The organism is Bacteroides caecigallinarum (assembly GCF_016902295.1).
GTDB lineage: Bacteria > Bacteroidota > Bacteroidia > Bacteroidales > Bacteroidaceae > Phocaeicola > Phocaeicola caecigallinarum_A.
The window spans coordinates 1-24,583 of sequence record NZ_JACJLQ010000036.1 but is presented as its reverse complement, the minus strand read 5'-3'; the positions used below and the strand labels follow the sequence as shown (position 1 = coordinate 24,583).

16 protein-coding genes are annotated in these 24,583 nt (G+C 41.1%); 11 read left to right on the top strand and 5 right to left on the bottom strand.

Translation table 11 applies throughout. From position 1 onward, the window contains the following. Positions 1 to 84: 84 nt before the first annotated feature. Complete coding sequence (gene carB / locus H6A27_RS11515) at positions 85 to 3,312, top strand: carbamoyl-phosphate synthase (glutamine-hydrolyzing) large subunit (protein WP_204508775.1); 3,228 nt, start codon at positions 85 to 87, stop codon at positions 3,310 to 3,312. A 66-nt stretch (positions 3,313 to 3,378) separates the two neighbouring features. Here the strand turns inward: carB and H6A27_RS11510 are convergent, their stop codons facing one another. Both H6A27_RS11510 and H6A27_RS11505 read right to left on the bottom strand, forming a co-directional pair. After that, positions 3,379 to 5,010: a RagB/SusD family nutrient uptake outer membrane protein gene (locus H6A27_RS11510; protein ID WP_204508774.1), complete on the bottom strand. Its 1,632-nt coding sequence runs from the start codon at positions 5,008 to 5,010 to the stop codon at positions 3,379 to 3,381. An 11-nt stretch (positions 5,011 to 5,021) separates the two neighbouring features. Then, a complete protein-coding gene (locus tag H6A27_RS11505; protein ID WP_204508773.1) occupies positions 5,022 to 7,766 on the bottom strand; it encodes a SusC/RagA family TonB-linked outer membrane protein in 2,745 nt (914 codons plus the stop codon). Positions 7,767 to 7,949: 183 nt separating this feature from the next. Between H6A27_RS11505 and H6A27_RS11500 the strand changes: the two genes are divergently transcribed. Continuing rightward, positions 7,950 to 8,771, top strand: coding sequence for an ion transporter (locus tag H6A27_RS11500; RefSeq protein ID WP_204508772.1), 822 nt, complete (start codon positions 7,950 to 7,952; stop codon positions 8,769 to 8,771). A gap of 66 nt (positions 8,772 to 8,837) precedes the next feature. Further along, positions 8,838 to 12,167 carry a glycoside hydrolase family 2 TIM barrel-domain containing protein gene (locus H6A27_RS11495; protein WP_204508771.1) on the top strand — a complete coding sequence of 1,110 codons (3,330 nt, stop codon included), beginning with the start codon at positions 8,838 to 8,840 and terminating at the stop codon, positions 12,165 to 12,167. A 188-nt stretch (positions 12,168 to 12,355) separates the two neighbouring features. Here H6A27_RS11495 and H6A27_RS11490 read toward each other — a convergent pair whose 3' ends face one another. Continuing rightward, entirely contained in the window at positions 12,356 to 15,607 is a 3,252-nt protein-coding gene (locus H6A27_RS11490) for a S41 family peptidase (RefSeq protein ID WP_204508770.1), read from the bottom strand. 254 nt (positions 15,608 to 15,861) lie between these two features. On the opposite strand from H6A27_RS11490, the gene H6A27_RS11485 reads away from it, so the two are divergent. Further along, complete coding sequence (locus H6A27_RS11485; RefSeq protein ID WP_204508769.1) at positions 15,862 to 17,412, top strand: ATP-binding protein; 1,551 nt, start codon at positions 15,862 to 15,864, stop codon at positions 17,410 to 17,412. A 41-nt stretch (positions 17,413 to 17,453) separates the two neighbouring features. After that, positions 17,454 to 17,825: a thioesterase family protein gene (locus H6A27_RS11480; protein WP_204508768.1), complete on the top strand. Its 372-nt coding sequence runs from the start codon at positions 17,454 to 17,456 to the stop codon at positions 17,823 to 17,825. A 69-nt stretch (positions 17,826 to 17,894) separates the two neighbouring features. Here the strand turns inward: H6A27_RS11480 and H6A27_RS11475 are convergent, their stop codons facing one another. After that, on the bottom strand, positions 17,895 to 19,238 hold the full coding sequence (locus H6A27_RS11475) for an MATE family efflux transporter (protein ID WP_204508767.1): 1,344 nt from the start codon (positions 19,236 to 19,238) through the stop codon (positions 17,895 to 17,897). A 69-nt stretch (positions 19,239 to 19,307) separates the two neighbouring features. After that, positions 19,308 to 20,117: a Fic family protein gene (locus tag H6A27_RS11470; protein WP_204508766.1), complete on the bottom strand. Its 810-nt coding sequence runs from the start codon at positions 20,115 to 20,117 to the stop codon at positions 19,308 to 19,310. Between the two features lie 333 nt (positions 20,118 to 20,450). On the opposite strand from H6A27_RS11470, the gene H6A27_RS11465 reads away from it, so the two are divergent. The 6 genes from H6A27_RS11465 to H6A27_RS11440 all read left to right on the top strand — a co-directional run bounded on the left by H6A27_RS11465 (position 20,451) and on the right by H6A27_RS11440 (position 24,461). After that, positions 20,451 to 21,590: a PDDEXK nuclease domain-containing protein gene (locus H6A27_RS11465; protein WP_204508765.1), complete on the top strand. Its 1,140-nt coding sequence runs from the start codon at positions 20,451 to 20,453 to the stop codon at positions 21,588 to 21,590. A 314-nt stretch (positions 21,591 to 21,904) separates the two neighbouring features. Then, positions 21,905 to 22,468 carry a Crp/Fnr family transcriptional regulator gene (locus tag H6A27_RS11460; RefSeq protein ID WP_054960321.1) on the top strand — a complete coding sequence of 188 codons (564 nt, stop codon included), beginning with the start codon at positions 21,905 to 21,907 and terminating at the stop codon, positions 22,466 to 22,468. 80 nt (positions 22,469 to 22,548) lie between these two features. Further along, positions 22,549 to 23,175 (top strand): NUDIX hydrolase N-terminal domain-containing protein, encoded by a 627-nt coding sequence (locus H6A27_RS11455; protein WP_204508764.1) that lies wholly within the window; start codon positions 22,549 to 22,551, stop codon positions 23,173 to 23,175. Between the two features lie 12 nt (positions 23,176 to 23,187). Further along, entirely contained in the window at positions 23,188 to 23,808 is a 621-nt protein-coding gene (locus H6A27_RS11450) for an HAD family hydrolase (RefSeq protein ID WP_122134994.1), read from the top strand. Between the two features lie 40 nt (positions 23,809 to 23,848). Next, the gene (locus H6A27_RS11445) at positions 23,849 to 24,088 is read left to right on the top strand and encodes a hypothetical protein (protein ID WP_004323787.1); all 240 of its coding nucleotides are present in this window, start codon (positions 23,849 to 23,851) and stop codon (positions 24,086 to 24,088) included. After that, complete coding sequence (locus H6A27_RS11440; protein ID WP_008761989.1) at positions 24,042 to 24,461, top strand: hypothetical protein; 420 nt, start codon at positions 24,042 to 24,044, stop codon at positions 24,459 to 24,461. The genes H6A27_RS11445 and H6A27_RS11440 overlap by 47 nt, the downstream gene beginning before the upstream one ends. Positions 24,462 to 24,583: the final 122 nt, after the last annotated feature.

Here is a 24,583-nt window from a genome sequence, read left to right as displayed (position 1 = left end):
CGGTCAACGAATTTAAACTCAAACTCAAAAACTTAAAAACTTAAAAACAAACTCAAAAACTTAAAAACTTAAAAACTCAAATTCATGAAAGAAAATATAAAGAAAGTATTATTGTTAGGTTCCGGAGCACTTAAAATCGGCGAGGCCGGCGAATTCGACTATTCCGGTTCACAGGCTCTTAAGGCTCTTAAGGAAGAAGGCATAGAAACTGTGCTTATCAACCCTAATATCGCTACAGTGCAGACTTCGGAAGGTGTGGCAGACAAAATTTACTTCCTGCCCGTTACACCTTACTTCGTAGAAAAAGTAATAGCCAAGGAACGTCCGGACGGCGTATTGCTTTCGTTCGGTGGACAGACAGCATTGAACTGCGGTGTGGCTCTCTATAAGGAAGGTATATTCGAAAAATATGATACTCGCGTGCTCGGTACTCCTGTACAGGCTATCATGGACACAGAGGACCGTGAGCTATTCGTACAGAAACTTGACGAAATCAACGTCAAGACTATCAAGAGTGAGGCTGTTGAGAATATCGAGGATGCACGCCGTGCCGCAAAGGAACTGGGCTATCCGGTTATCATCCGTGCCGCATACGCGCTTGGAGGTCTTGGTTCAGGTTTCTGCGACAACGAAGAAGAACTTAACGTATTGGCTGAAAAAGCTTTCTCTTTCTCTCCACAGGTTCTTGTAGAAAAGAGCTTGAAGGGATGGAAAGAAGTGGAATACGAAGTTGTTCGTGACCGTTTCGACAACTGTATCACTGTATGTAACATGGAAAACTTCGACCCGCTTGGTATCCACACCGGTGAGTCTATCGTTATAGCTCCATCGCAGACTCTTACAAACAGCGAATACCACAAGTTGCGTGAGCTTGCTATCCGCATCATCCGCCACATCGGTATCGTGGGTGAATGTAACGTACAGTATGCTTTCGACCCTGAATCGGAAGACTACCGCGTAATCGAGGTTAACGCCCGTCTGAGCCGTTCGTCTGCCCTTGCATCTAAGGCTACAGGTTATCCTTTGGCTTTCGTTGCAGCGAAACTCGGTTTGGGATACGGACTGTTCGACCTTAAGAACTCTGTAACAAAAACTACTTCCGCATTCTTCGAACCTGCTCTTGACTACTGCGTATGTAAGATTCCTCGCTGGGACTTGGGTAAGTTCCACGGTGTGGACCGCGAACTCGGTTCAAGCATGAAGTCTGTAGGTGAAGTTATGGCTATCGGACGTACTTTCGAAGAAGCTATCCAGAAAGGTCTTCGTATGATCGGTCAGGGAATGCACGGTTTCGTTGAAAACAAGGAACTCGTTATCGACGATATAGACAAGGCTCTCCGCGAACCGACAGACAAACGTATTTTCGTAATCTCTAAGGCTATGCGTGCCGGTTACACTGTTGACCAGATTCATGACCTTACTAAAATAGACAAGTGGTTCCTCGACAAGCTGCAGAATATCATGCAGACATCTAAGGAACTCCACGAATGGGGCAATAACCATACATTGCTTTCTCAGTTGCCTAACGAATTGCTTTATAAGGCAAAACGTCAGGGATTCTCTGACTTCCAGGTGGCTCGTGCCATCGGCTATCAGGGCGATATGGAAGAAGGAAGCCTTGCTATCCGTAACCACCGTAAGAGTGTAGGTATTGTGCCTGTAGTGAAACAGATAGATACTCTGGCTGCTGAATATCCTGCACAGACCAACTACCTGTATCTGACTTACAGCGGTGTGGCCAACGATGTTCATTACCTTGGCGACCACAAGAGTATCGTGGTTCTTGGTTCAGGAGCTTACCGTATCGGCTCTTCTGTAGAGTTCGACTGGTGTGGTGTTCAGGCTCTTAACACTATCCGCAAGGAAGGTTACCGCTCTGTAATGATTAACTATAACCCTGAAACTGTATCAACAGACTACGATATGTGCGACCGTCTGTACTTCGACGAGTTGACTTTCGAACGCGTAATGGATATCCTCGACCTCGAAAATCCTCACGGAGTAATCGTTTCTACAGGTGGACAGATTCCTAACAACCTGGCTCTTCGTCTTGATGCCCAGAAGGTAAATATTCTCGGTACATCTGCCAAGAGTATCGACAACGCAGAGGACCGCGACAAGTTCTCGGCTATGCTTGACCGTATCGGTGTTGACCAGCCTGAATGGAGCGCGCTTACTTCTATGGAAGATATCAACGCATTTATCGAAAAGGTAGGTTTCCCTGTATTGGTTCGTCCTTCATACGTGCTTTCAGGTGCGGCCATGAACGTATGTTCTAACCAGGAAGAACTTGAACGCTTCCTGCAGCTTGCAGCCAACGTATCGAAGAAACACCCTGTGGTAGTGAGCCAGTTCATCGAACATGCTAAGGAAGTTGAAATGGATGCTGTGGCACAGAACGGTGAAATCGTGGCATACGCTATCTCTGAACATATAGAGTTTGCCGGTGTACACTCAGGTGACGCTACCATACAGTTCCCTCCACAGAAACTTTATGTTGAGACTGTACGCCGCATCAAGCGTATCTCCCGACAGATTGCGAAAGAACTTAACATCTCCGGTCCGTTCAACATCCAGTTCCTCGCACGCGAAAACGATATCAAGGTTATCGAATGTAACTTGCGTGCCAGCCGTTCGTTCCCATTCGTAAGCAAGGTATTGAAGATTAACTTCATCGAACTTGCAACTAAGGTTATGCTCGGTCTGCCGGTTGAAAAACCTGAAAAGAACCTGTTCGACCTCGACTATGTAGGTATCAAGGCAAGCCAGTTCTCATTCAACCGTCTGCAGAAGGCTGACCCTGTATTGGGTGTTGATATGGCATCTACAGGTGAGGTGGGATGTATCGGCGACGATACTTCATGCGCAGTTTTGAAGGCTATGCTTTCAGTAGGTTACCGCATCCCTGAAAAGAACATCCTTATGTCAACAGGTACACTGAAACAGAAGGTTGACCTGCTTCAGGCTGCACGCGCACTGAAAGAAAAAGGTTACAACATTTTCGCTACCGGCGGTTCATCCAAGTTCCTTACAGAAAACGGCGTAGAAAATACCCGCGTTTACTGGCCAAGCGAAGAAGGACAGCCACAGGCCCTCGAAATGTTGCACAAGAAGGAAATAGACATGGTGGTGAATATTCCACGCGACCTTACTCCAACCGAACTTGAAAACGGTTACAAGATACGTCGTGCCGCTGTGGATTTGAATATTCCTCTTGTTACAAACGCACGTCTTGCGAGCGCATTCATCAATGCATTCTGCTCAATGAGCATTGACGATATAGCTATAAAGAGTTGGGAAGAATATAAATAACCAATAATATAAATAAAAAGATTAAGACCTCTCTTACGGACATTTTCCAATAAGAGAGGTCTTTTTCTATTTCTTATAACCCGAATTCTGTAATAACCAGTTATTCATCTGAATAATCTTTTCAGGGATTGGGAATACTGTTGTAAATCCGGTCTCTTCATTTTCCAGCTGAGGACGGCTGCTATATGCTTCAGTGTAAACTCCGAACCTTATCATATCCTGACGCCTCCATCCTTCCCAGGCAAGTTCAAGCATTCTTTCATCCAGAATATTTTCAAGAGTAGCACTCCTGGCAGGGGCATTTACTCTACTCCTGACAAGATTAAGCTCTCTGTCACCGTTTTCTCCATTTCGAACCTTGGCTTCACATTTCATAAGAAGCACATCGGCATATCTGTAAAGAACGATATCATTGTCTATAAGTTTTCCGTCTTTAAAGCCTGTAGGATCGACTTCATATTTTTTCATTCTCGCTCCGGCAGTCTTCTCGTACGGTTTTCCTGAAACGTCAAGTTCAACCTTCCAAGGCTCATAGACCAAACGTGTCTTTCCATCATCCAGCATTATAGGATTTCCGTCAAGATCGGTAAGATCGTCATCAAAATAGCAGAAATCAAATCGTGGATCTTCATTTTCCGTACCGTAACCGAATGTTTCAAGAACATCCAGAGTGGCAGACGCACCGTTCTCTCCACCAAGTCCGTAAGCCTTTGCATGATTATAATGACGCGACCTGAATAAATAAATGAACTGATTGGTATATAATGTCTTGTCCATAGGTATTACAAAGATATTCTCAACGGACGATTCGTTGAAAACTGCAAAATTAGTCCTATAGTCCGGTTCCAGATTATATCCTGCCTCTGCTATCTTGTCACAATAGTATATTGTGGCCTCCCAAGCGTTCATCCTTGTTCCGTCTATTGTAAATTCTATATCAGCTCCGTTTGGTCTTAAATTGTCAGTCCATACATCATCTGTATATACCTCGGCATTCAGTGCCAGTTTAGCCAACAGAAAATATGCCACATGTCGTGTAATTCGTCCGTAATACTCTCCGGGGATATTACTACGTTCGTCTGCCAGATAAGGTAAGGATTCCTGGAGTTCATTTACAATCAACCAGAAGATTTCACTCCTTTCTGCCTGTTCTTTCACCGACTTCTCAACTTCTGTTTCCCTTATGAGCGGCACTCTCCCGAACAAATCCATAAGATGGTAATAGAATAATGCCCTTAGAGCTCTGACTTCTGACATCAAGGGTTGTGCATCATCATCACTGTGCTCTGTTGCATAGTCCTTTATCCTTCTGGCAGATTCATTACAAAGCATGACCGATTTGTACAAATATTCCCATGTGGCAAGAATAGAATTGTTATTTGTTCCCCAGTCATGAAGATATAGTCCCTGCCAGAATCCACCGTCATACCAGTCCGCGCCACGCGTAGGCATTATAGCCTCATCGGTGGTAAAAGTATTAAGGTCGTATATACCTCTTCCGGTGCCCTGTATCCCCTCACTGTCATTATATCCGCCAATATTATTATAAAGAGTGGCAACACTGTGCATGTATAGTTCTTTCAGATTTCCGGCTATCTGATTTTCGTTTATTGCGTCCTTTGGATTTTCTTCCAAAAAACCCTTGCAAGATGATAGACAAAGGATAAAAGCTGTTATGATGTAAACATATCGTTTCATACGCATAAATTTTAAAAGTTCAACCCGAGGCTTAAAGTATATGTCCTCGATACAGGATAGCTGCGTTTATCGTCAACTCCCAATGTACCGTCTATGCCGGAACTGTTTATAAGCGGAGTAAGTCCCGAATACCCGGTTATAGTCGCCAGATTGTTTATCGTAAAAGCCAGTCTGCAACCCTTCAGCCACAATCCGTCCTTTACTTTCGGTTGCCATCCTATTGTAAGATAATCGAAATTAAGGTAGTTCCCGTTTTCCAGCCAGTAGTCCGTAGCCGTCTGGTCGCGTATCATCTTCTTAGGAGCTTCTTCCATAACATTATAGTCAGGCAGGTTATTCATGTTCATATATGTAAGTGCAGTACCGTTGTAAATCTTATGGCCAAACGCACCGTTCATCTGTAACGAGATATCGAAAGATTTATATCTCAGACTGATATTTGAACCGAGTATATATTTAGGTATGGCCTGTCCGGCTATATATCTGTCTTCTCCATCCTCTATACTTACTCCGCCCCCATTCAAATCGGCTATACCATATACATAACCTCCGTTACCGTCATCTTTCAGACCTGTACATTTAGGCAGATAGAAAACGCCCAATGGCTGTCCCACTATCTGATACACTATATTGTTGTTTCCACCATGAAATCCGGCACCATTCAGTCCGGCAATGGCTGTATATTCGGCAGCTGATATATAATTACCTTCATACATTCCGCCAAGCGACAGCAGTTTGTTCTGCTGATAAGTGAGATTTGCGTTTATCATAAGTTCCCAATCCCCTGTTCTCACCGGAGTACCTCCTACTGATATTTCCACGCCATTGTTTTCCATCGAACCGATGTTTGCCAAAAGGGTATTATAAGTGAACGGAGGAACGCTGACATGATAATTATAAAGCATATCGCTTGTTTTCGACTTATAATAATTGACAGACAGAATAAACCGGCTACCATACATTTCAAGGTCGGCACCAGCATTGAAAGTCTTCTTCACTTCCCATTTCAGATCCGGATTGACATTTCTCAGTGTTTCAAAAGTAACCATAGGCAAGTTACCAACAGGAGCTACCCCGTTCGGTTTAGCCAGACTCATAGTGGTATAAGAACTTATTCCTCCCTGGTTTCCGGCAAGTCCGTATCCCAGTCTGACTTTCAGATTATCGACTATATCAACATACCTCATAAAATCTTCCTGCGATATGTTCCACGCCACAGAAGCTGAAGGGAAAAATCCCCATTTATGGTTCTCGCCAAACTTGGATGACGCATCAGTACGCGCATTCAATGTTACAACATACCTGTCATCATACGAATAGTTCACACGGCCCAAAAACGATACCTGTCTGGGATCTTCAAAATAAGAGCCTGTACCGTCCCATGGTCTCAATGCTCCTGCCTGAAGATTATTGAAGCCCATATAATCAGATGAAAAGTTTGTAGCTGTAGTATAGAATCCGGAATATCTGTCCTTAGAGAGCTCACCCAATGCCAATACATCTATAAAATGTTTTCCCATCTGTCTGTTGTATGTAAGCATCATGTTTCCCAGCAATGATTCCGAACTTCTCAAACCTCTGTATCCCTGACCGTAAGCCCATACTGTTGTAGGTAAATATTGGCTGTCCTCAGCATTATTGTATGTATATGAGCCGAAAAGTACCAGTTTCAGCCGGTATGGAAGATTTACGTTTATTTTAGCATGCGCACTGAAGTATGAGGCTGTCTCACGGTTGTCAACTTCCATCCATGCCAACGGATTTGTTATCTGACTGGCCGTAGTAAGATTATCCCAGGCACCTGAAGAATTCTTTTCTCCGGGGAAAGTAGGATTGAAAGTTGCGGCCGAATAAAATGTCTTCTGAAGGTCGAACAGACTTCTTTCCCTTTTCACCGAGCCGAATATTCCAAGTTCACAATCTACCAAGTTATCTATAAGCTTTTGGTTCAGATTCATGTTTGATGTAAACATCTTCATACCCTCGTTCATTATATCTCCTTCCATATCCAAATATCCAAGAGATACACGGTAAGTAGATTTCTCTCCGCCACCATAAAGAGCAATATTATGATTCTGCCTTATGGCCGTCCTTTCTATTGCTTTCTGGAAATTTGTATTATAGCCTTTGTCTATAATACTCAATCCCAGACTTGAAGTGACATTTCTGTATTCATCAGCATCGAGCATCCCTATTCTTTTATACACACTGGAAATACCGAAACTTCCGCTGTAGTTTATACTTGTCTTGCCCTTGATACCTTTCTTTGTCACGACATTTATTACGCCGGAAGCTCCACGCGAACCGTACTGAGCCGTTTCGGAAGCATCCTTCAAAATAGTAAAGCTTTCTATGTCAGTAGGATAAATTGAGGTAAGCAGAGTCATATCCCCTATAACACCATCAACAATGATTAACGGTGAGTTACCTCCCGTTATGGATGTAGTTCCACGCAGACGTACCGCATCAAGAGCAGCCGTTCCGTTCCCCCCTTTATTGATAGTAAGTCCTGCTACTCGTCCCTGAATAGCCTCAATAGGATTTACAATCTGTATTTTGTTCATCTGATCTTCTTTGATCAGTTCCACTGATCCGGACAGTTTCTTAATGCTTCCGGTGGCATAGCCGACATTTACTACAGTATCGGCAGAGACTTTGTCTAATTCTTGTTCTTGTGCATTAATAGTTTGGCCTGCCAATATTAAAGGCAATGATGCCAACAAACTAAGCGTATTGGTTCGCTTGTGTTTTTTCATAATGATATCGGTTATTTGTTTTTCTCAAAAATAAGTATTTATATAATGAAAAACAAAAAATAGGCATATAAGGTTGAAATCATATGCACATATTATACAAAAATTATACACTCCGTTCAAACTGGTATTTTAAATATCATAGTTTTTATTTACATTTGCCAATAGTACCTATTATTATATAAAATGAAAAATAATCCCAACAATGTCATATCACCTATACGTGAGAAGATAACCACTCTTATACGACATGAGAAACTTTACAGATCCATACACCGTCAACTGATGAAAAAATGGTTTCAGTATTTCGTACTGTTCTTCATTATCGGATCTATAATTTCAATTATATGCGGCTCGTTTGAGGAATCCGCGCCTTATCGCAACTGGCTGTACTTATTCAATTATCTGGCTTCTTTCGTCTTTACCATAGAATACGGATTAAGGATTGCTGCAGCCCCTGTACAGTATGCACAATATAAAAACCCATGGGTAGCACGTCTGCATTACATATTTTCCTTTTACGGACTTATAGATTTTGTAGCCGTACTTCCTTTCGTTGGTATTTATATCTACAAAGAGACACCTAATATACATCTTGTGGTGTTGGCATACATTCTGATAATATTCAAACTTATACGCTACTCGCGTTCGTTCCAGATGATAGGAACAGTTTTGAAGACCGTAAAGGAGGAACTCATAACATCTTATACGGCATGTGGCATCATGCTTGGTTTCTCAGGAATCCTGATGTACTACATAGAACGTAACGCACAACCCAATGCATTCGAGAATATCGGTGACGGATTCTGGTGGGCCATAGTAGCCTTTACCACCGTGGGATACGGCGATATATATCCTATCACTCCAATAGGGCGCCTACTGAGTAGCCTGATAAGCCTGATTGGTATTGCCATGATTGCTATCCCTACAGGTATAATAAGCTCCGCTTTCATGAACATGCTGATAGAGAAAAAGCAAAAAGCTGAAAAAGAAAAAGAAAAACAATGAATTTATAGAAGGAAAGACATCGTAATGTATTAACTTTGGCCCGGAAACTAAACTTAAATAAATATTATGAAGAAACAACTAGCTCTGATGTCGCTATTATTATGTAGCAATTCTTTTAATTCTTTTTCAAACGATAATCAGTCTGTAACGTTGCCTTACTGGCAGGACATACAAACCGTAAGTGTAAACCGTATGGAGCCTCGTTCTGCATTTATGAGCTATGCTGACAAGTCTCAGGCCATGAGTGGAAAATACGAATCCAGTCCTTATTATAAATTACTTAACGGGGTTTGGAAATTCTACTATACAGACTCACATCGTAACCTTCCAGCCGACATTACCGAAAAGAATACAGATGTATCCGACTGGAACGATATAAAAGTCCCCGGGAACTGGGAAATGCAGGGTTATGGAGTAGCTATATATACCAACCACGGTTATGAGTTCCAACCAAGAAACCCGCAGCCTCCCAAACTGCCGGATGATATACCTGTAGGTGTGTATAGAAGAGACCTTAATATACCGTCCGATTGGAAAGGTAGAGATATCTATCTTCATATAGCCGGAGCAAAATCGGGATGTTATGTATATATCAATGGAAAGGAAGTAGGATACAACGAGGATTCAAAAAATCCGGCAGAATATCTTATCAATGATTATCTGGAAGAAGGACAGAATGTTCTGACACTGAAAATATTCCGTTGGAGTACAGGCTCATATCTGGAATGTCAGGATTTCTGGCGGATGAGCGGTATAGAAAGAGATGTATTTGTTTATTCACAACCCAAGGCTTCGGTGAGTGATTTCCGTGTGACTTCCACTCTTGATGATACGTACAGTAATGGTATCTTCCGTCTGGCAATAGATATGAAGAACAGCCGCAGTACAACTGCCAATCTTGAAGTGAGCTATGAACTTGTTGACAAACAAGGAAATATTATAGCACAGGAAAACAAAAATATATCTGTTGACTCTAAAAAAGAAAACACTGTAGTTTTCAATAAAGAAATTCCACAGGTAAAGACATGGTCGTCTGAAGCTCCTAATCTTTACAAGATGTTTATGACTGTAAAGGAGAACGGAAAAGTTACAGAAGTGGTTCCATTTAACGTTGGTTTCCGAAGAATAGAGATAAAGGAAATTGATCAGAAATCAGCCGACGGAAATAATTATACGGTATTATTGGTCAATGGCCAGCCAATCAAGCTGCGAGGAGTAAATATCCATGAGCATAATCCTGAAACAGGACATTATGTGAGTGAGGAGCTTATGAGAAAGGATTTCGAACTGATGAGACAACATAACCTGAACACAGTTCGTCTGTGTCACTATCCTCAGGACAGACGTTTCTATGAACTGTGTGACGAATATGGCCTTTATGTTTACGATGAAGCAAACATTGAAAGTCATGGTATGTATTACGACCTGAGAAAAGGTGGTACATTAGGAAATAATCCTGAATGGCTGAAGCCACATTTGTATCGTACCATCAATATGTTTGAACGTAACAAGAATTATCCTTCACTTACATTCTGGTCGCTCGGTAATGAAGCCGGCAACGGTTACAATTTCTACCAGACTTATCTGTGGTTGAAAGAAGCCGACAAGGATATTATGAATCGTCCGGTAAACTATGAACGTGCCCAGTGGGAATGGAACTCCGACATGTATGTACCTCAATATCCTAGTGCATCATGGCTGGAATCTATAGGCAAGAAAGGCAGCGACCGTCCTGTTGCTCCTTCTGAATATGCTCATGCCATGGGTAACTCTACAGGCAGTCTTTGGGATCAGTGGAAAGCAATATATAAGTATCCTAATCTTCAGGGTGGTTATATCTGGGACTGGGTTGACCAGGGACTGAAAGTCAAGACTGAAGATGGCGGTTTCTTCTGGGCGTACGGAGGTGACTTCGGAACTAATATGCCAAGTGACGGTAACTTCTGCTGCAATGGTATCGTCAGCCCTGACCGTACTCCTCATCCTGCCATGAGTGAAGTGAAATATGCTCATCAATATGTAGGTTTCGAGATGAAAGATGGAGAAAACGGTATATTCAATGTAACTAACCGTTATTACTTTACAAATCTAAAGAAATATATGATTACATATCTTGTCAAGGAGAATGATAAGGTAATTCGCCGTAACAAGGTATCAATGGATATTGAGCCTCAGGCAAGTAAAGAGCTTAAAGTAGATGTAAGCGGTCTGAAGCAGAAAGCAGGTACTGAATATTTTGTTGAGTTCAGTGTAACTACCGTGGAGCCTGAAACACTTGTTCCTGCCGGATTTGAACTGGCACACGAGCAGTTCCGTTTACCTGTAGAACCTCTGGAACGTGAATTTGCTGTTTCCGGTCCTGCCCTTAAGTGTAGCACAGAAGGTAATATTTTAAGCGTATCTTCTTCAAAGGTGAATTTCAAGTTCGACAAGAAAAGCGGAATTGTCACTTCCTATGAGGTTGGAGGAACAGAATACTTCAGCGAAGGTTTCGGTATTCAGCCTAACTTCTGGCGTGCTCCAAACGACAATGATTACGGAAGCCAGATGCCTAAACGCCTGCAGATATGGAAACAGTCAAGCAAAAACTTCAATGTAGTGGATGCTTCTGTAGAAATGGATGGTAAGGATGCCGTACTGAAAGCCACATATCTTCTGGCTGCAGGAAATCTCTATATGGCAACATACCGCATACATCCTTCGGGAGTTGTAAAAGCTGACTATACCTTTACTTCTACCGATATGGAGGCAACAAAGACCGAATTGTCCGAAGCTACTCTTATGGCTACCTTCACTCCGGGTAATGATGCCATCCGCAAGGAAAGTTCAAAACTTGTGGTACCTCGTATAGGTATCCGTTTCCGTATGCCGGCCAATATGAATTATGTGACATATTTCGGTCGCGGACCTGAAGAAAACTATATTGACCGCAATAATGGTACCCTCGTCGGTCTCTATAAGAGCACTGCCGATGATATGTATTTCCCATACGTACGCCCTCAGGAAAATGGTCATCACACAGATACACGCTGGCTTAGCGTTGGCAGGAAAGGCGGAAAAGGTCTTACAATTTATGCCGACCAGACTATCGGCTTCAATACGTTGCGCAACTCAATAGAAGATTTCGACGGTGAGGAAGCGACATATTGCGACTATCAGTGGAACAACCGTGATGAGGAAGAACTGAAGCATGATGTATCAACTGCCAAAAACATCAAGCCAAGGCAGACTCACATCAGTGATATCAAGCCACGCGATTTTGTTGAAGTATGCGTAGATATGAAACAGATGGGTGTAGGTGGATACGACAGCTGGGGAGCCATTCCTGACAAACAGTATCTTATCCCGGCCAATCAGGAATATAAATGGGGATTTACCCTTGTTCCTTCCAGATAATATTGAAGCGAATAAATACTTCAAATATATGTTCTGAAATTCTGATAATTAAATCATAAAATAAAGGTCCCGAAACGGAAAATACTAGTGATTTCCATTTCAGGACCTTTACTGTTTATTGTCATTTCTAACTTATGTAATCTGAGCCATGAAGATTAACAGAAGAAATTACATATTGGACACTGTTATCACTCAATAGTTTTCAGCATCTCCTTCACTGCAGCTTCCAGCTGTCTGTCCTCGCCTCTCAATACTTCTTCAGGCGAATTATAGACTTCAATATCCGGCTGAAGCTCTTTGTTTTCAAGATACTCGCCGCGCATATCCATACATCCCACCTGAGGAATACCGAAAACAATACTTGGGTCTATCTGTCTTTCCCACCATACGGCAGTCATTGTTCCAGGAACAGGAGTTCCGATAAGCTTACCTATGCCCAATTCCTTATATACCCATGGGAAACCGTGGGCGTTACTGTAGTTGTCCTCACATACAAGAACGCATGACGGTTTGAGCCACTTGTTGAACGGGTCACTGCCGATATACTGTCCTCTAGGAACGAACCTCTGATATTCCTTCCCGCTGAGAAGTGTGACCAAATCATCATGCAACCATCCACCGCCATTATGACGAGTATCAACTATCACAGCATCCTTGGTTCTGTTCTTCTCGCTCAGCAACTCGCTATATACAGTACGGAAGCTAGGACTATCCATTCCCTGAACATGCACGTATGCCACACGTCCACCGGAAAGTTTCTCAACTATCTGTTCATTTCGTCTTACCCATCTCTTATAGAGTAAATTGGACTGTTCGCCTGCACTGATTGCCTTTACCGTAACATCGAAACGTTTCTTGGTTTCAGGGTTATACACTGAAAGAAGCACCTTCTTGCCAGCCTTACCTTCCAGCATCGGGTAATAATCGACACCAGCCAATATCTTCTCGCCATCTATCTTTTCGATGATACATCCTTCGGTTACACCTGTCTTCTTTACAGCAAAAGGTCCTTTGGCAATTATTTCCTTTATCTTCAGACCGTCTCCTGTATATTCATTGTCATAGAACACGCCAAGACACGCTGTAGGGAATGAAGTACCGGCCGCATAATATCTTGCTCCGGTGTGGGAACCGTTAAGCTCGCCAAGCAACTCACTCAGCATTTCCTGGAAGTCATAATTATTGTTTATATATGGCAGGAAACGCTTGTAGTTTTCGTAATAGCCTTTCCAGTCAACTCCATGCAAATCGGCTACATAGAATTTGTCCTCAACCTGCTTCCAGATATGATTGAACATATACAGGCGTTCCTCATACGGACGATAATTGAAAGGAGCGCTGAACTCAACATCCTTCGACTCGCCTTTCTCCATATTCACTTTCTTGATAGAAGAATTGCAGAGATAGAGATTCTCCTGTTTCTTGTCAGTCATCATGGCCCCGTAACCAATCTTTTTCATTACGATTGAAGTCTTGTTCTCCTTCAAGTCGTGCTTCCAGAGATCATAACCGCCTTCGAAGGCAGCCTGATAGTAAAGTTTGTCCCCCTTGGCAGAAAGTACGGCGTCACCAAGTCTGGAAGAATTAACAGTCAGGCGTATGATTCTGTCACGACAGTTTTCAAGGTCGAATTCCAAAGGCTTTACTTCATCTTCCTTGTCTTTTGCGTCACCTTTCTTCTTTCCTTTTTTCTTGTCGCTTTCCTTCTTTTCAGCTTCTTCCTTATCCTTCTTCTCCTTCTCCTCCAGGAATGCAACTTCCTCTTTACTCATGCGGAAACGTTCGTAAGCGTCAAGGTCGAAGAACATGATATAGACATCATCTTCTGCTCCCCAGCTGCCGTGACTGCGATAACCCGCACGGTCGCTCTGCCATATCATAGCCTTACCGCCAAGAACCCACTTGGCGCTACTGTCTGTATATCCGCTCTGGGTAAGATTATGAATTTCGCCATTTCCCGAAGCATTGACCAGTGCAACGTCATTATTATTCCATCCTCCATGGCCGATATATCCCGAAAGGAGCCAACGGCTGTCAGGGCTCCACTCGAACCACTGGTCGCCGTCCGAATAAGAATACTCAAACTTACCGTCCATCACCGTACGAACAGCTTTCGTCTTGAGGTTAAGCACACGAAGCGTTGTTCTGTTCTCAAGGAAAGCGACTTCCTTGCCGTCAGGACTATACTGTGGCTGGAATGACGTATAAATACTGTTCACAAGTCTTTCTTCCTTGAATTCATTTGCGTATGTAAACAGTTCGTCTTCTTTATTGACCAACGAAGTCTGATATATCTGCCAGAGTCCGTTGCGCTCCGAAGCATATACTATACTCCTTCCGTCAGGCGAGAAATCTATATCCCTCTCCTGTTCCGGAGTGTCGGTGATCTGTTTTGTGGTTTTATATTCTACAGATGTGACATATACATCGCCACGCAAGATGAAAGCTATCTCCTTGCCTTCAGGGGATACTGATATCTCCGTAGCGCCTGACGACTTCAGCCATTTCACCAGATGCTTGTCATAACTGTCGGACACGATGCTAACATTGACTTTCTTTGGTGATTCTCCTTCTTTCACTGTATAGATTTCTCCATTGAACCCATAGCACAAAGTTCCGTTTGAAGCTACTGAAAGGAAACGTACAGGATGGTCGGTATGAGATGTCAGACGTGTTATGTTCTTACCCTCAAGATCCGATTTATAAATATTGAAACTACCTTCCTTCTCGCTCAGATAATAGAACGATTTTCCGTCCGGAGTCCATACTGGAGTTCTGTCTTCACCATCGAAAGAAGTGATTTTCCTGTAACTTCTTGCTGCCCCTTCCTGCTCTGTGCAAAGCCAAATATCACGTGTAATGGATGATGTGTGATGCTTTCTCCAGGCATCTTCATATCCCTTCTTGTCATGATAAAGAAGAGACTTGCCATCAGGACTGACACTGATATCCTCCATAGGTATAGACGAGAACATCACAGGTCTGCCCCCATCTGTTCCTACTTCATATATCTGCGGGAACTGTGAACTGGGGAAAGTCATATCCTGGGCATCAGGCATAACTACAGCCTGAAAAAGCACATGACCGTTGTCGCTAAAAGCGTATGGCACCTCATTTCCGGAATGAGTGGTAAGTCTTCGTGGCACTCCACCGTCCTTGCCAACAATAAATATATCCATACTTCCTTCCCTATCGGAAGCAAAAGCAATATTCTTTCCGTCAGGACTCCACACGGGATGTGTGTCGTGTCCCTGATTGGAAGTTATCTGCAAAGCTTTGCCACCCTGAACAGGTACAGTGTAAATATCACCCTTATAAGTAAAAGCTATCTGCTCGCCATCAGGAGAAATGGCGCAATAACGCATCCATAATGGAGAGTCCTCAGCATAAGATGCAACTCCGGCAATAGAAACGACCGTTGCGAATAAAAGTCTTTTCATAAGCTTGATTTTGTAATTTTCAGAATATCCGTTTTTATAAATATAATCGTAATACAAAAATCACAAAATTCCGTAACTTCAGCAAGGAATGAACTGAAAACTTTGAATCAGATTCTAATTCCTATAATTATCCGATATATTCTTCAATAGAGCAAGCCGCATATTGATTGCCTTTTATTCTGGCATTTTTGACATTGTGCGAAGAAAAACATATATTTGTAACGATTAATCATTCATTTAAAAAGAACACTTATATGGCTAATATTTATCCGGTAGGGATACAGAGTTTCGACGAAATCCGTAAAGGTGGATATATTTATATCGACAAGACAGAATATATCCATGAATTGATTAAAAACGGGAAATATTACTTTCTGAGCCGTCCGCGACGTTTCGGAAAAAGCCTTCTTATTTCGACCATAGAAGCATACTTTCTTGGCAAAAAAGAACTTTTCAATGGTCTTGCCATGGAAAATCTTGAAAATGAATGGATAGAATATCCTGTATTGCATATAGATCTGAACAATCAAAAATATGAGTATAAAGATAGTCTGGACGAGATTCTTAACAACACATTAACCCACTGGGAAGAACTATACGGAAAAAGAGAAGCAGAAAGCAGTCTCTCCTTACGTTTTCAGGGAGTTATACAGCGTGCTGCAGAAAAGACCGGTAAAAACGTTGTCATACTGATAGATGAATACGACAAGCCTATGCTGCAGGCAATAGGAAATGAGGAGCTTCTTACAGAATACAGAAACACCCTGAAAGCATTCTACGGAACTCTGAAAAGCTGCGACCGACACATCAAGTTTGCGCTGCTTACAGGAGTTACAAAATTCAGCAAATTCAGTGTGTTCAGTGATCTTAACAATCTTATGGACATCTCGCTGTCAAGACGTTTTGCCAATATCTGCGGAATTACAGAGCATGAACTCCACCGCGACTTCAAGGAAGACATAAAAGTAATGGCCGAAAAGAACGACATGTCCGAAGAGGAAATGAAGGATACTCTGAAGATATGGTACGACGGATATCATTTTGCCGACAAGAGCGAAGACATCTACAATCCTTTCAGTATTCTGAACACCTTTGCAGAAATGCAGTTGGGAAGCTACTGGTTTGAAACCGGCACACCGACATTCCTGGTGGAACTGCTTAAGAAAAGCAATTATGACCTGAACAGATTCAATAATGAAATGGCATCATCGGATTCATTAGGAGGAATCGAGTCTATATATGTAAATCCTGTACCTATTCTTTATCAGAGCGGGTATCTGACCATCAAAGATTTCGACAAGGAGTTCAGACTATACTATTTGGGATTTCCCAACCGTGAAGTAGAAGAAGGATTCAACCGTTTCCTGTTGCCATTCTATGCGTCTGTAGAGAACGGTAATACAACATTCCAGATAAAATCATTTATAAATGATGTGCGCAATGGAGATATTGATTCATTCATGCTACGCCTGCAAAGTTTCTTTGCCGACACCCCTTACGAACTGGCAAGAGAACTTGAATTGCACTATCAGAATGTTCTTTTCATAGTCTTCAAGCTATTGGGTTTCTATACCGAAGCCGAATACCATACCTCGAACGGAAGAATTGACATGATAGTCAAAACAAACAATTATATCTACGTTATGGAATTCAAGCTGAACGGCAGTGCCGAAGAAGCTATAAAACAGATAAATGAAAAAGAATACGCAAAGCCATTCGCTTCCGACACCCGCAAATTGTTGAAGGTAGGCATTAACTTCAACAATCAGATAAGAGGAATAGAAAAATGGATAGTTGAAGAATAATATTTATTTTTGTAACTGATAATAACAACAAACATATAATAATGGAAACAGGATTAAAACACGTCAGCACAGTGACCGTAAGTGCTGCCAACACAGCCCTCACAATGGGTTCGGGCGATATGGAAGTTTTCGCTACACCTGCAATGGTAGCTTTAATGGAGAATGCGGCAATGAAAGCAGTCGCGCCCCATCTGCCGGAAGGCTCAACTACAGTAGGAGCAATGATGGAAACATCGCATATCAAGCCATCAGCTTTGGGAGAAACAGTCAATGCGGAAGCTGTACTTGAAGAAATAGACGGCAGAAAGCTTACATTCAAGGTTACTGCATCAGATTCAAAAGGCACGATAGGCGAAGGGAAACATATCCGCTACATAGTGGACAGAGAACGTTTCCTCTCTAAACTGAAATAAGAAAAGCCTTAAGCAATAAACCAATACGGACCGTTTCAGTCTAATTTGTGAAACGATCCGTATTCTTTTCTATATCCTCTTCAATTTCCATTTTCCCCGATGTAGATATATACTGCAAAAGATGAGTAGGAATCCTCCGTAAACATGTTCCGAAGTCCAGCACCAAGCCACATCGAGCCTCATCACCTGAATTATCAATGTGATATATGCAGCATAAATCACTAGAGTTGACAGTTCCAACATAAACGCCATACGCGTATTTCCCGTACCCGATACAGATTGAAAATATATATTCGATGCAGCCGTAAGCCATGTAGTGGTACAGAACACCCACAACGACGGGATTGACGCTTCTATCAGGTCTGGCATATCAGTGTAGATACCTAATACCATCGTAGGAAACACCGCAAACAATACGGTTAGCGGCAAAACTATAGCCAGCGCCAGCTTTATATGCTGATGCACAGTACATACCACACTGTCAGCCTTTCCGGCGCCTATCTGATTACTCACAAGAGAACCGCATGTGGAAGCAAACGCAGATATTATCATAAACGTGATACCGGAGATATTCCTTATGATATTTGTTATCGCAAGCGGACGTTCGCCAAGATGCTCCACATAAAGGAAGAAGATAAACCATGTGGAAAGTGATACGAAATTCTGAATCATAGTCCACAGAGACACATTAAGAATCCTTCTTAGTTTATCCGTATTGAATGAACTGAACCTGTTCAGCCCATATTTCTTCAGGTCTATTTTCCTGACAGTATATATAATGAAGAATATCAGCGACACAAGCTCCGCAAGCGACGAGCCTATTGCCGCACCTGCTATTCCAAGAGCCGGGAATCCCAATTTACCGAAAATCAGGATATAATTGAAAACAATGTTCGAGCCCACCATCACAAGCGAGTTCAGAGTAAGAGTCTTGGTCTGTGTTGTTCCCACAAAGAATGCCCTGAACATTACAGCAACGAACGAGAAGAAGAATCCGAAAGCTCTCCAGTGAATATAACTCTCGGCAGCAGCATAAATATTCTGCGATGAAAGTATCTTCGGAAGCAGCCACGGCGTTATCAACTCGGTAAGAGTAAACGCGGCCGCTGCCAGAAAAATCATGAAATACACGCCCTGATAAAATATGTCGCCTATCTCGGAATATCTCTTTTCGCCGTTCCTTCGCGCCATCAGTATCTGCGAACCGATACTGAAACCGAAACCTATCATGAAGATAGCGATATAATATACTCCGGCTATGGCAGAAGCACCAAGCTCTATCTCGCCCACACGCCCCAGGAAGGCAGTATCGGTCATACCTATTGCCTGCTCCATCACAAGGCTGATAAGTATGGGATAGGCTATGGTCAGAATTTCTTTAGAGGTATATGCTTTTTTCTGAATATTATTCATGGGAATATCTTTAATCAATCACTGTGCAAAGATACTAAATCTATCCCGACATATATTTTATTCAACCTGTCAAAACATAAAACTGAATCCTTTCTTCCGTGAAGAATTGAACTTTTCAATTTCTAACAAAAGAGACTTCTTTAATTGACCGAACATGAAATCAAGAAAATACCGATTGTTTTCTTCCTCTTGGGATTGACGTAATGAAAGAATATACTCTTCTCTATCTTCCTTGAATATCTTAGTAGGGAAAAGATTATGGCAGAACTGAATATAATTCATCAACAGACGTGCAGTCCTTCCGTTTCCGTCCACCCACGGATGAATGGTCACCAAATTGAGATGGGCATTGAAACTTAATTCATATTGTTCACGCAATGTTCCCACTGTCTTTTGCTTTTCCTGTAATAAAGCACAAAGTTCATCTACTTTGGCAGGGACTTTCTGATAATTCATATATGACCATCCACCAATACCAGCAGTGACGCCGCAAAGTCGGAAGTCACCTTTTGAAGAATCGAAAGAACCACCCATTACATTGTGTACGCTACCTGTTGTACGCATCAATGTTGCATTCAACTTTTGCAGAAAAGCAGAAGTTATAGGTATAAGACTAACAGAATCTGTTTTGGCAAGCTCATATGCTTTCTTTAAGTCCTCATTCATCAAATGATATACCAAAGGTTTCCCTTTAGCAGTCAAGCCCTCATCAAAAAGCATTTGCGCCTCAGCTTCGGTGAGTGTAGAACCCTCAATCGCTGTAGAATGGGTAATAAGAGAATAGAGGTAGTACTTTTCATAGTCCACCGCTTCACTAATACCAAGTTTCTGAAATTCCTGATATAGTTGTTCTATCTCCTGCCAAACCACTGATTGCATATCTTGTAATTGATTAGTTGATTTTTTCAAAAATACATTCTTTTTATGTCTTAACAAAGGAAAAGTAAATGTTTTTACAGGGGATAACGAAAAAAGGCTAAGCGATTTGCATATTCCCTATTTTTTCTATTTTTACCATATTTTACCTGTTTCCCGTTATTCAGTACACCTTTAATACACTTTGAAATCTCATTTTGTTTTGTACCTTTGCAATATCTGAAACAAAAGAAAATCAACTATTTAGCAATTTTACCCATTTACGATACCTAAATCGGGACAAAACCTATAAACCCAAACTAGAGTTTTAACCATAAAAGATTTATCTTTGTAGCTATGGACTTTGAAGCATTAGTAAAACATATCAGCACGATACAGAACACGTTGCAGACACAAGCCGCGCACGCTGTAAACCTTGCCCTTACTTCCCGTAACTGGCTTATGGGTTGCTATATTGTAGAGTTTGAACAGAACGGAGAAGATCGTGCAGCCTACGGAGAATACCTGTTGAAGAAATTGGAAAAACGGCTGAATACAAAAGGTCTGAATGAACGTAGATTCCGTGAATTTAGACGGCTGTACCTTGTTTATCCACAATTGAAAGAACCTATTGCACAGTATATTACATCGGAAATTCAAATTCGGCAGTCATTGACCGCCGAATTCACCGAACCAATTCGGCGGTTGGCGACCGCCGAATCTGAAAATGGCGTTTGGAAACTATCAGCAGAACATCCAAAAACCGAAACATGGATGATTCCGGCTGATAGATTATTCAACCGATTATCTTCCACCCATTTAAATACCATATCGGGAATTGAGAACCCGGTAAAACGTGCTTTCTATGAAATGGAAACGATTCGTGGCTGCTGGTCTGTCAAAGAATTGGAACGACAAATAGCGTCTTTATACTATGAACGTAGCGGACTATCCAAAAACAAAGAATCCCTCTCCGCTTTAGTCCAGCAACAAGCAACCCTATTGCAACCTCAAGATGTTATCAACACTCCTGTAACCTTAGAGTTCTTAGGGTTGAATGAACGTTCCTTAGTAACAGAAAATGACTTGGAGCAATCCATTCTTGACAACCTGCAACATTTTCTGTTGGAAATGGGACATGGATTCTGCTTTGAAGCTCGGCAAAAACGCATCTTGATTGATGAAGATTACTTCTTTGCCGACCTTGTGTTCTATCACCGCATTTTGAAGTGTCATGTCATTGTGGAATTGAAGATAGACAAGTTCCGCCATGAGTATGCTTCACAACTCAATATGTACCTCAACTACTTTAAAGCAGAAGTGATGCAGTCGGATGATAATCCGCCTATCGGCATTTTGCTCTGCACCGAAAAGGGAGATACATTAGTTAAATATGCCACTGCCGGATTAGACCCGAATATCTTTGTACAGAAGTACATGATAGAACTTCCAACCGAGGAAGAAATAAAAGAGTTCATTTCTTCCTCAAACTATTAAGGATAAATCAAGACTGAAAAAGATTGCTAAAAACGATACTGGCGAAAAAGGTAATACTATTTCTTTTTTCGCCAGCACACGTATTTTGCTGTCAATAGAAATAGGTTTAGTTCGTTTTGGCTATATAGACAAAGGGATAAACTAAACGTAGTTTAGCACCACCTATTTCTTTTGCCTATATCACATATCCACATCGTGGTTCTCTTTTCATCCCACCTTGCTAAAAATAGTCAAATTCCTTTTTAAACTATGAATGCAACAATATTATCCCTTTCTGTTTTCGTATTTTTGTAGAAAGAGCAAAAACATTGATAATGGATAATATAATAAGAAAGATACAAGAACTCTATCCTGTTTCGCATGATTCATTGCACCTGCTAAAGTACTGTTTCAAACAACAGACTTTTCCGGCTAAAACTATCATCATACAAGCTGGTCGTTTTGACAATCAGGTTTATTTTATAGAAAAAGGTATAACACGTTCATATATCCTGCATAATGGAAAAGAAATAACAACATGGTTTTCTATGGAAGGCGATGCGACTTGTGGTTCATGGGATTTATATCGGCACAAAGCAGGATTTGAATATGTAGAAACCTTAGAAGAAACCTTAACCTACTCCATTTCTATAGACAAGTTGAATGATTTATATAAATCCCGTATTGACATTGCCAATTGGATGAGAGTGTTACAGCAAGAAAATTTTCTACTTTTACAGGACATTCATATTTCCCGGCTGAACTTGTCTGCCCAAGAACGTTATGAAAAGTTGATAAAAGAATATCCCAGCATTTTCCACCGAGTGACTTTAGGACATATTGCCTCTTTTTTAGGAATAACACAACCTTCTCTTAGCAGAATCCGGTCAAGCCGATGATTTTTTAACATAGGACAAAAATAAAGAATTTCATTTTCCATACCTTTGTAAATCAATATAACGATACTAACATTCACTATATGAATAAAATAGTACAACCACAATGGCTTGAATGGGCAAAAGAACTACAATTCATTGCCCAAGGGGGATTGACATACTCCAAAGATGTATTTGATATAGAACGCTTTGAACGCATTAGAGAAATTGCAGCAGAAATGCTTAGTCTGCAAAGTGAAATACCCATAGAAAAAGTAAAGAATCTGTTTTGCAATGAAACAGGATTTCAAACTCCTAAATTAGATACACGAGCTGCTATATTCAAAGATGATAAAATACTGCTTGTGAAAGAGAAAAATGGAACTTGGTCTTTGCCCAGTGGTTGGGTCGATATAAATCAGAGTATCAAGACTAATACAGAAAAAGAAGTAAAAGAAGAAGCAGGATTAAATGTAAAAGCTATCCGGATAATAGCTATACAAGATAGAAATTTGCATAATATTCCCCCCTATGCCTACAATGTTTGTAAAGTTTTTGTTCTTTGTGAGATTGAAAGCGGATATTTCCGACCCAATATTGAAACGGATGAGAGTGCCTATTTCGGATTGGAAGAATTACCTATTCTTGCAAAAGAGAAAAATAACGAAGAACAAATTAAAATGTGCTTTTCAGCTTACTACGATAGAAACTGGCAAGTATTATTTGACTAATAAATCAAACACATGAAATATAAACATATCGTATTCGACATAGACGGTACATTGATAGATACGGAATATGCAGTCATCAACTCTTTAATAAAAACAATTACAGAAATAACAGGACGCGCACCTCAATATGAAAGTCTGAAATTTGCTTTAGGCATTACCGGAAGAAATGCGTTGGAATTACTCAAAATACTCGACATAGAAGATGCTTTGAAACGATGGGATAGGAATATGAAATTGCTCCAGCACACTATTCAACCTTTTCAAGGTATCAAAGAATGCTTGCAATCCCTTTTATCAAGAGGCTATATTTTAGGCATTGTAACCTCCAAAACATATCAAGAATATTATTCTGATTTTGAACCATTAGGGTTAGCGGACTATTTTTCCACAATTGTATGTGCCGATGATACTGATGAACATAAGCCCCAAGCAGCACCCTTAGTAGCATATTTGGCTAAAGCCCATGTAAGCCCCGAAAACGCTCTCTATATTGGTGATAGTATTTATGATATTCAATGTGCTAACAATGCCGGTGTTGATTCCGGATTGGTTTTATGGAGCAATAATGTATCTAATCCTATACGTGCAGACTATTATTTTAAGACACCCAATGATATAAGTAAAATTCTATAAAAGACGAACTAACTAATTATGAAATTAAAAATATTAATAGATGAAAGCATTATTACAACAGAGTTTTTTTCGATTACTATCGGAATACTCACAGCGCAAAGTTTCTGCATCTGAACTAACAAAAGCTGTTGAAGAATTAGCTATCCATGTAGCCAATTTCAGTATTAACGAGCAAGATTATAGTGTATTACTCCGCTATTTTTCTTTTGGTTTATATCGTCTTAAGTCATACCGTGTACGGTTTGAGCAAGAAAAAAATGCCCTATTTGCATCTAATTGATGAAGCGATAGGACTTTTAAACACAGAAATACGCCTTATTGAATGGCGCATCAAATACCCGGAACAACTCAAACAGCGGATTGAAAAACAAAGCCTTTCCCCTCTCTATCTCGCTGACAAAACAGCCCTTATCAACATCATGGAAATGGTAAGCGGTCTGTTCCTCTCCAAAGACATTGTTTATCAGAACGGCAAACCTGCCTATTTGGTAGATTTATCCAAAGGTTTTGAATGGTTGTTTAACATCAAGATAAGCGACTGTCACCAAAAGCATGAGGACGTGATAAAACGAAAGCCGGGCAAACTCACAGAATTTCTTAATGGACTGGCAGACCTTATCCGAAAGGAACATGACAAAAAAGGATATAGATAATCAGTGCTTTATGATTTATTTAAGTTTCGCAAGTAAAAAAATATAGCTTTTAGTTCTGTATGTCACAGAAAATGAGTATCTTTAAGTACCACCTTCAAAGAACTCATACTAAAAGCTATGAA

Bases quoted from the DNA above. Each gene is read 5' to 3' on its own strand.
- carB (WP_204508775.1), top strand. From the start codon at position 85: ATGAAAGAAAATATAAAGAAAGTATTATTGTTAGGTTCCGGAGCACTT.
- H6A27_RS11510 (WP_204508774.1), bottom strand. From the start codon at position 5,010: ATGAAACGATATGTTTACATCATAACAGCTTTTATCCTTTGTCTATCA.
- H6A27_RS11505 (WP_204508773.1), bottom strand. From the start codon at position 7,766: ATGAAAAAACACAAGCGAACCAATACGCTTAGTTTGTTGGCATCATTG.
- H6A27_RS11500 (WP_204508772.1), top strand. From the start codon at position 7,950: ATGAAAAATAATCCCAACAATGTCATATCACCTATACGTGAGAAGATA.
- H6A27_RS11495 (WP_204508771.1), top strand. From the start codon at position 8,838: ATGAAGAAACAACTAGCTCTGATGTCGCTATTATTATGTAGCAATTCT.
- H6A27_RS11490 (WP_204508770.1), bottom strand. From the start codon at position 15,607: ATGAAAAGACTTTTATTCGCAACGGTCGTTTCTATTGCCGGAGTTGCA.
- H6A27_RS11485 (WP_204508769.1), top strand. From the start codon at position 15,862: ATGGCTAATATTTATCCGGTAGGGATACAGAGTTTCGACGAAATCCGT.
- H6A27_RS11480 (WP_204508768.1), top strand. From the start codon at position 17,454: ATGGAAACAGGATTAAAACACGTCAGCACAGTGACCGTAAGTGCTGCC.
- H6A27_RS11475 (WP_204508767.1), bottom strand. From the start codon at position 19,238: ATGAATAATATTCAGAAAAAAGCATATACCTCTAAAGAAATTCTGACC.
- H6A27_RS11470 (WP_204508766.1), bottom strand. From the start codon at position 20,117: ATGCAATCAGTGGTTTGGCAGGAGATAGAACAACTATATCAGGAATTT.
- H6A27_RS11465 (WP_204508765.1), top strand. From the start codon at position 20,451: ATGGACTTTGAAGCATTAGTAAAACATATCAGCACGATACAGAACACG.
- H6A27_RS11460 (WP_054960321.1), top strand. From the start codon at position 21,905: ATGGATAATATAATAAGAAAGATACAAGAACTCTATCCTGTTTCGCAT.
- H6A27_RS11455 (WP_204508764.1), top strand. From the start codon at position 22,549: ATGAATAAAATAGTACAACCACAATGGCTTGAATGGGCAAAAGAACTA.
- H6A27_RS11450 (WP_122134994.1), top strand. From the start codon at position 23,188: ATGAAATATAAACATATCGTATTCGACATAGACGGTACATTGATAGAT.
- H6A27_RS11445 (WP_004323787.1), top strand. From the start codon at position 23,849: ATGAAAGCATTATTACAACAGAGTTTTTTTCGATTACTATCGGAATAC.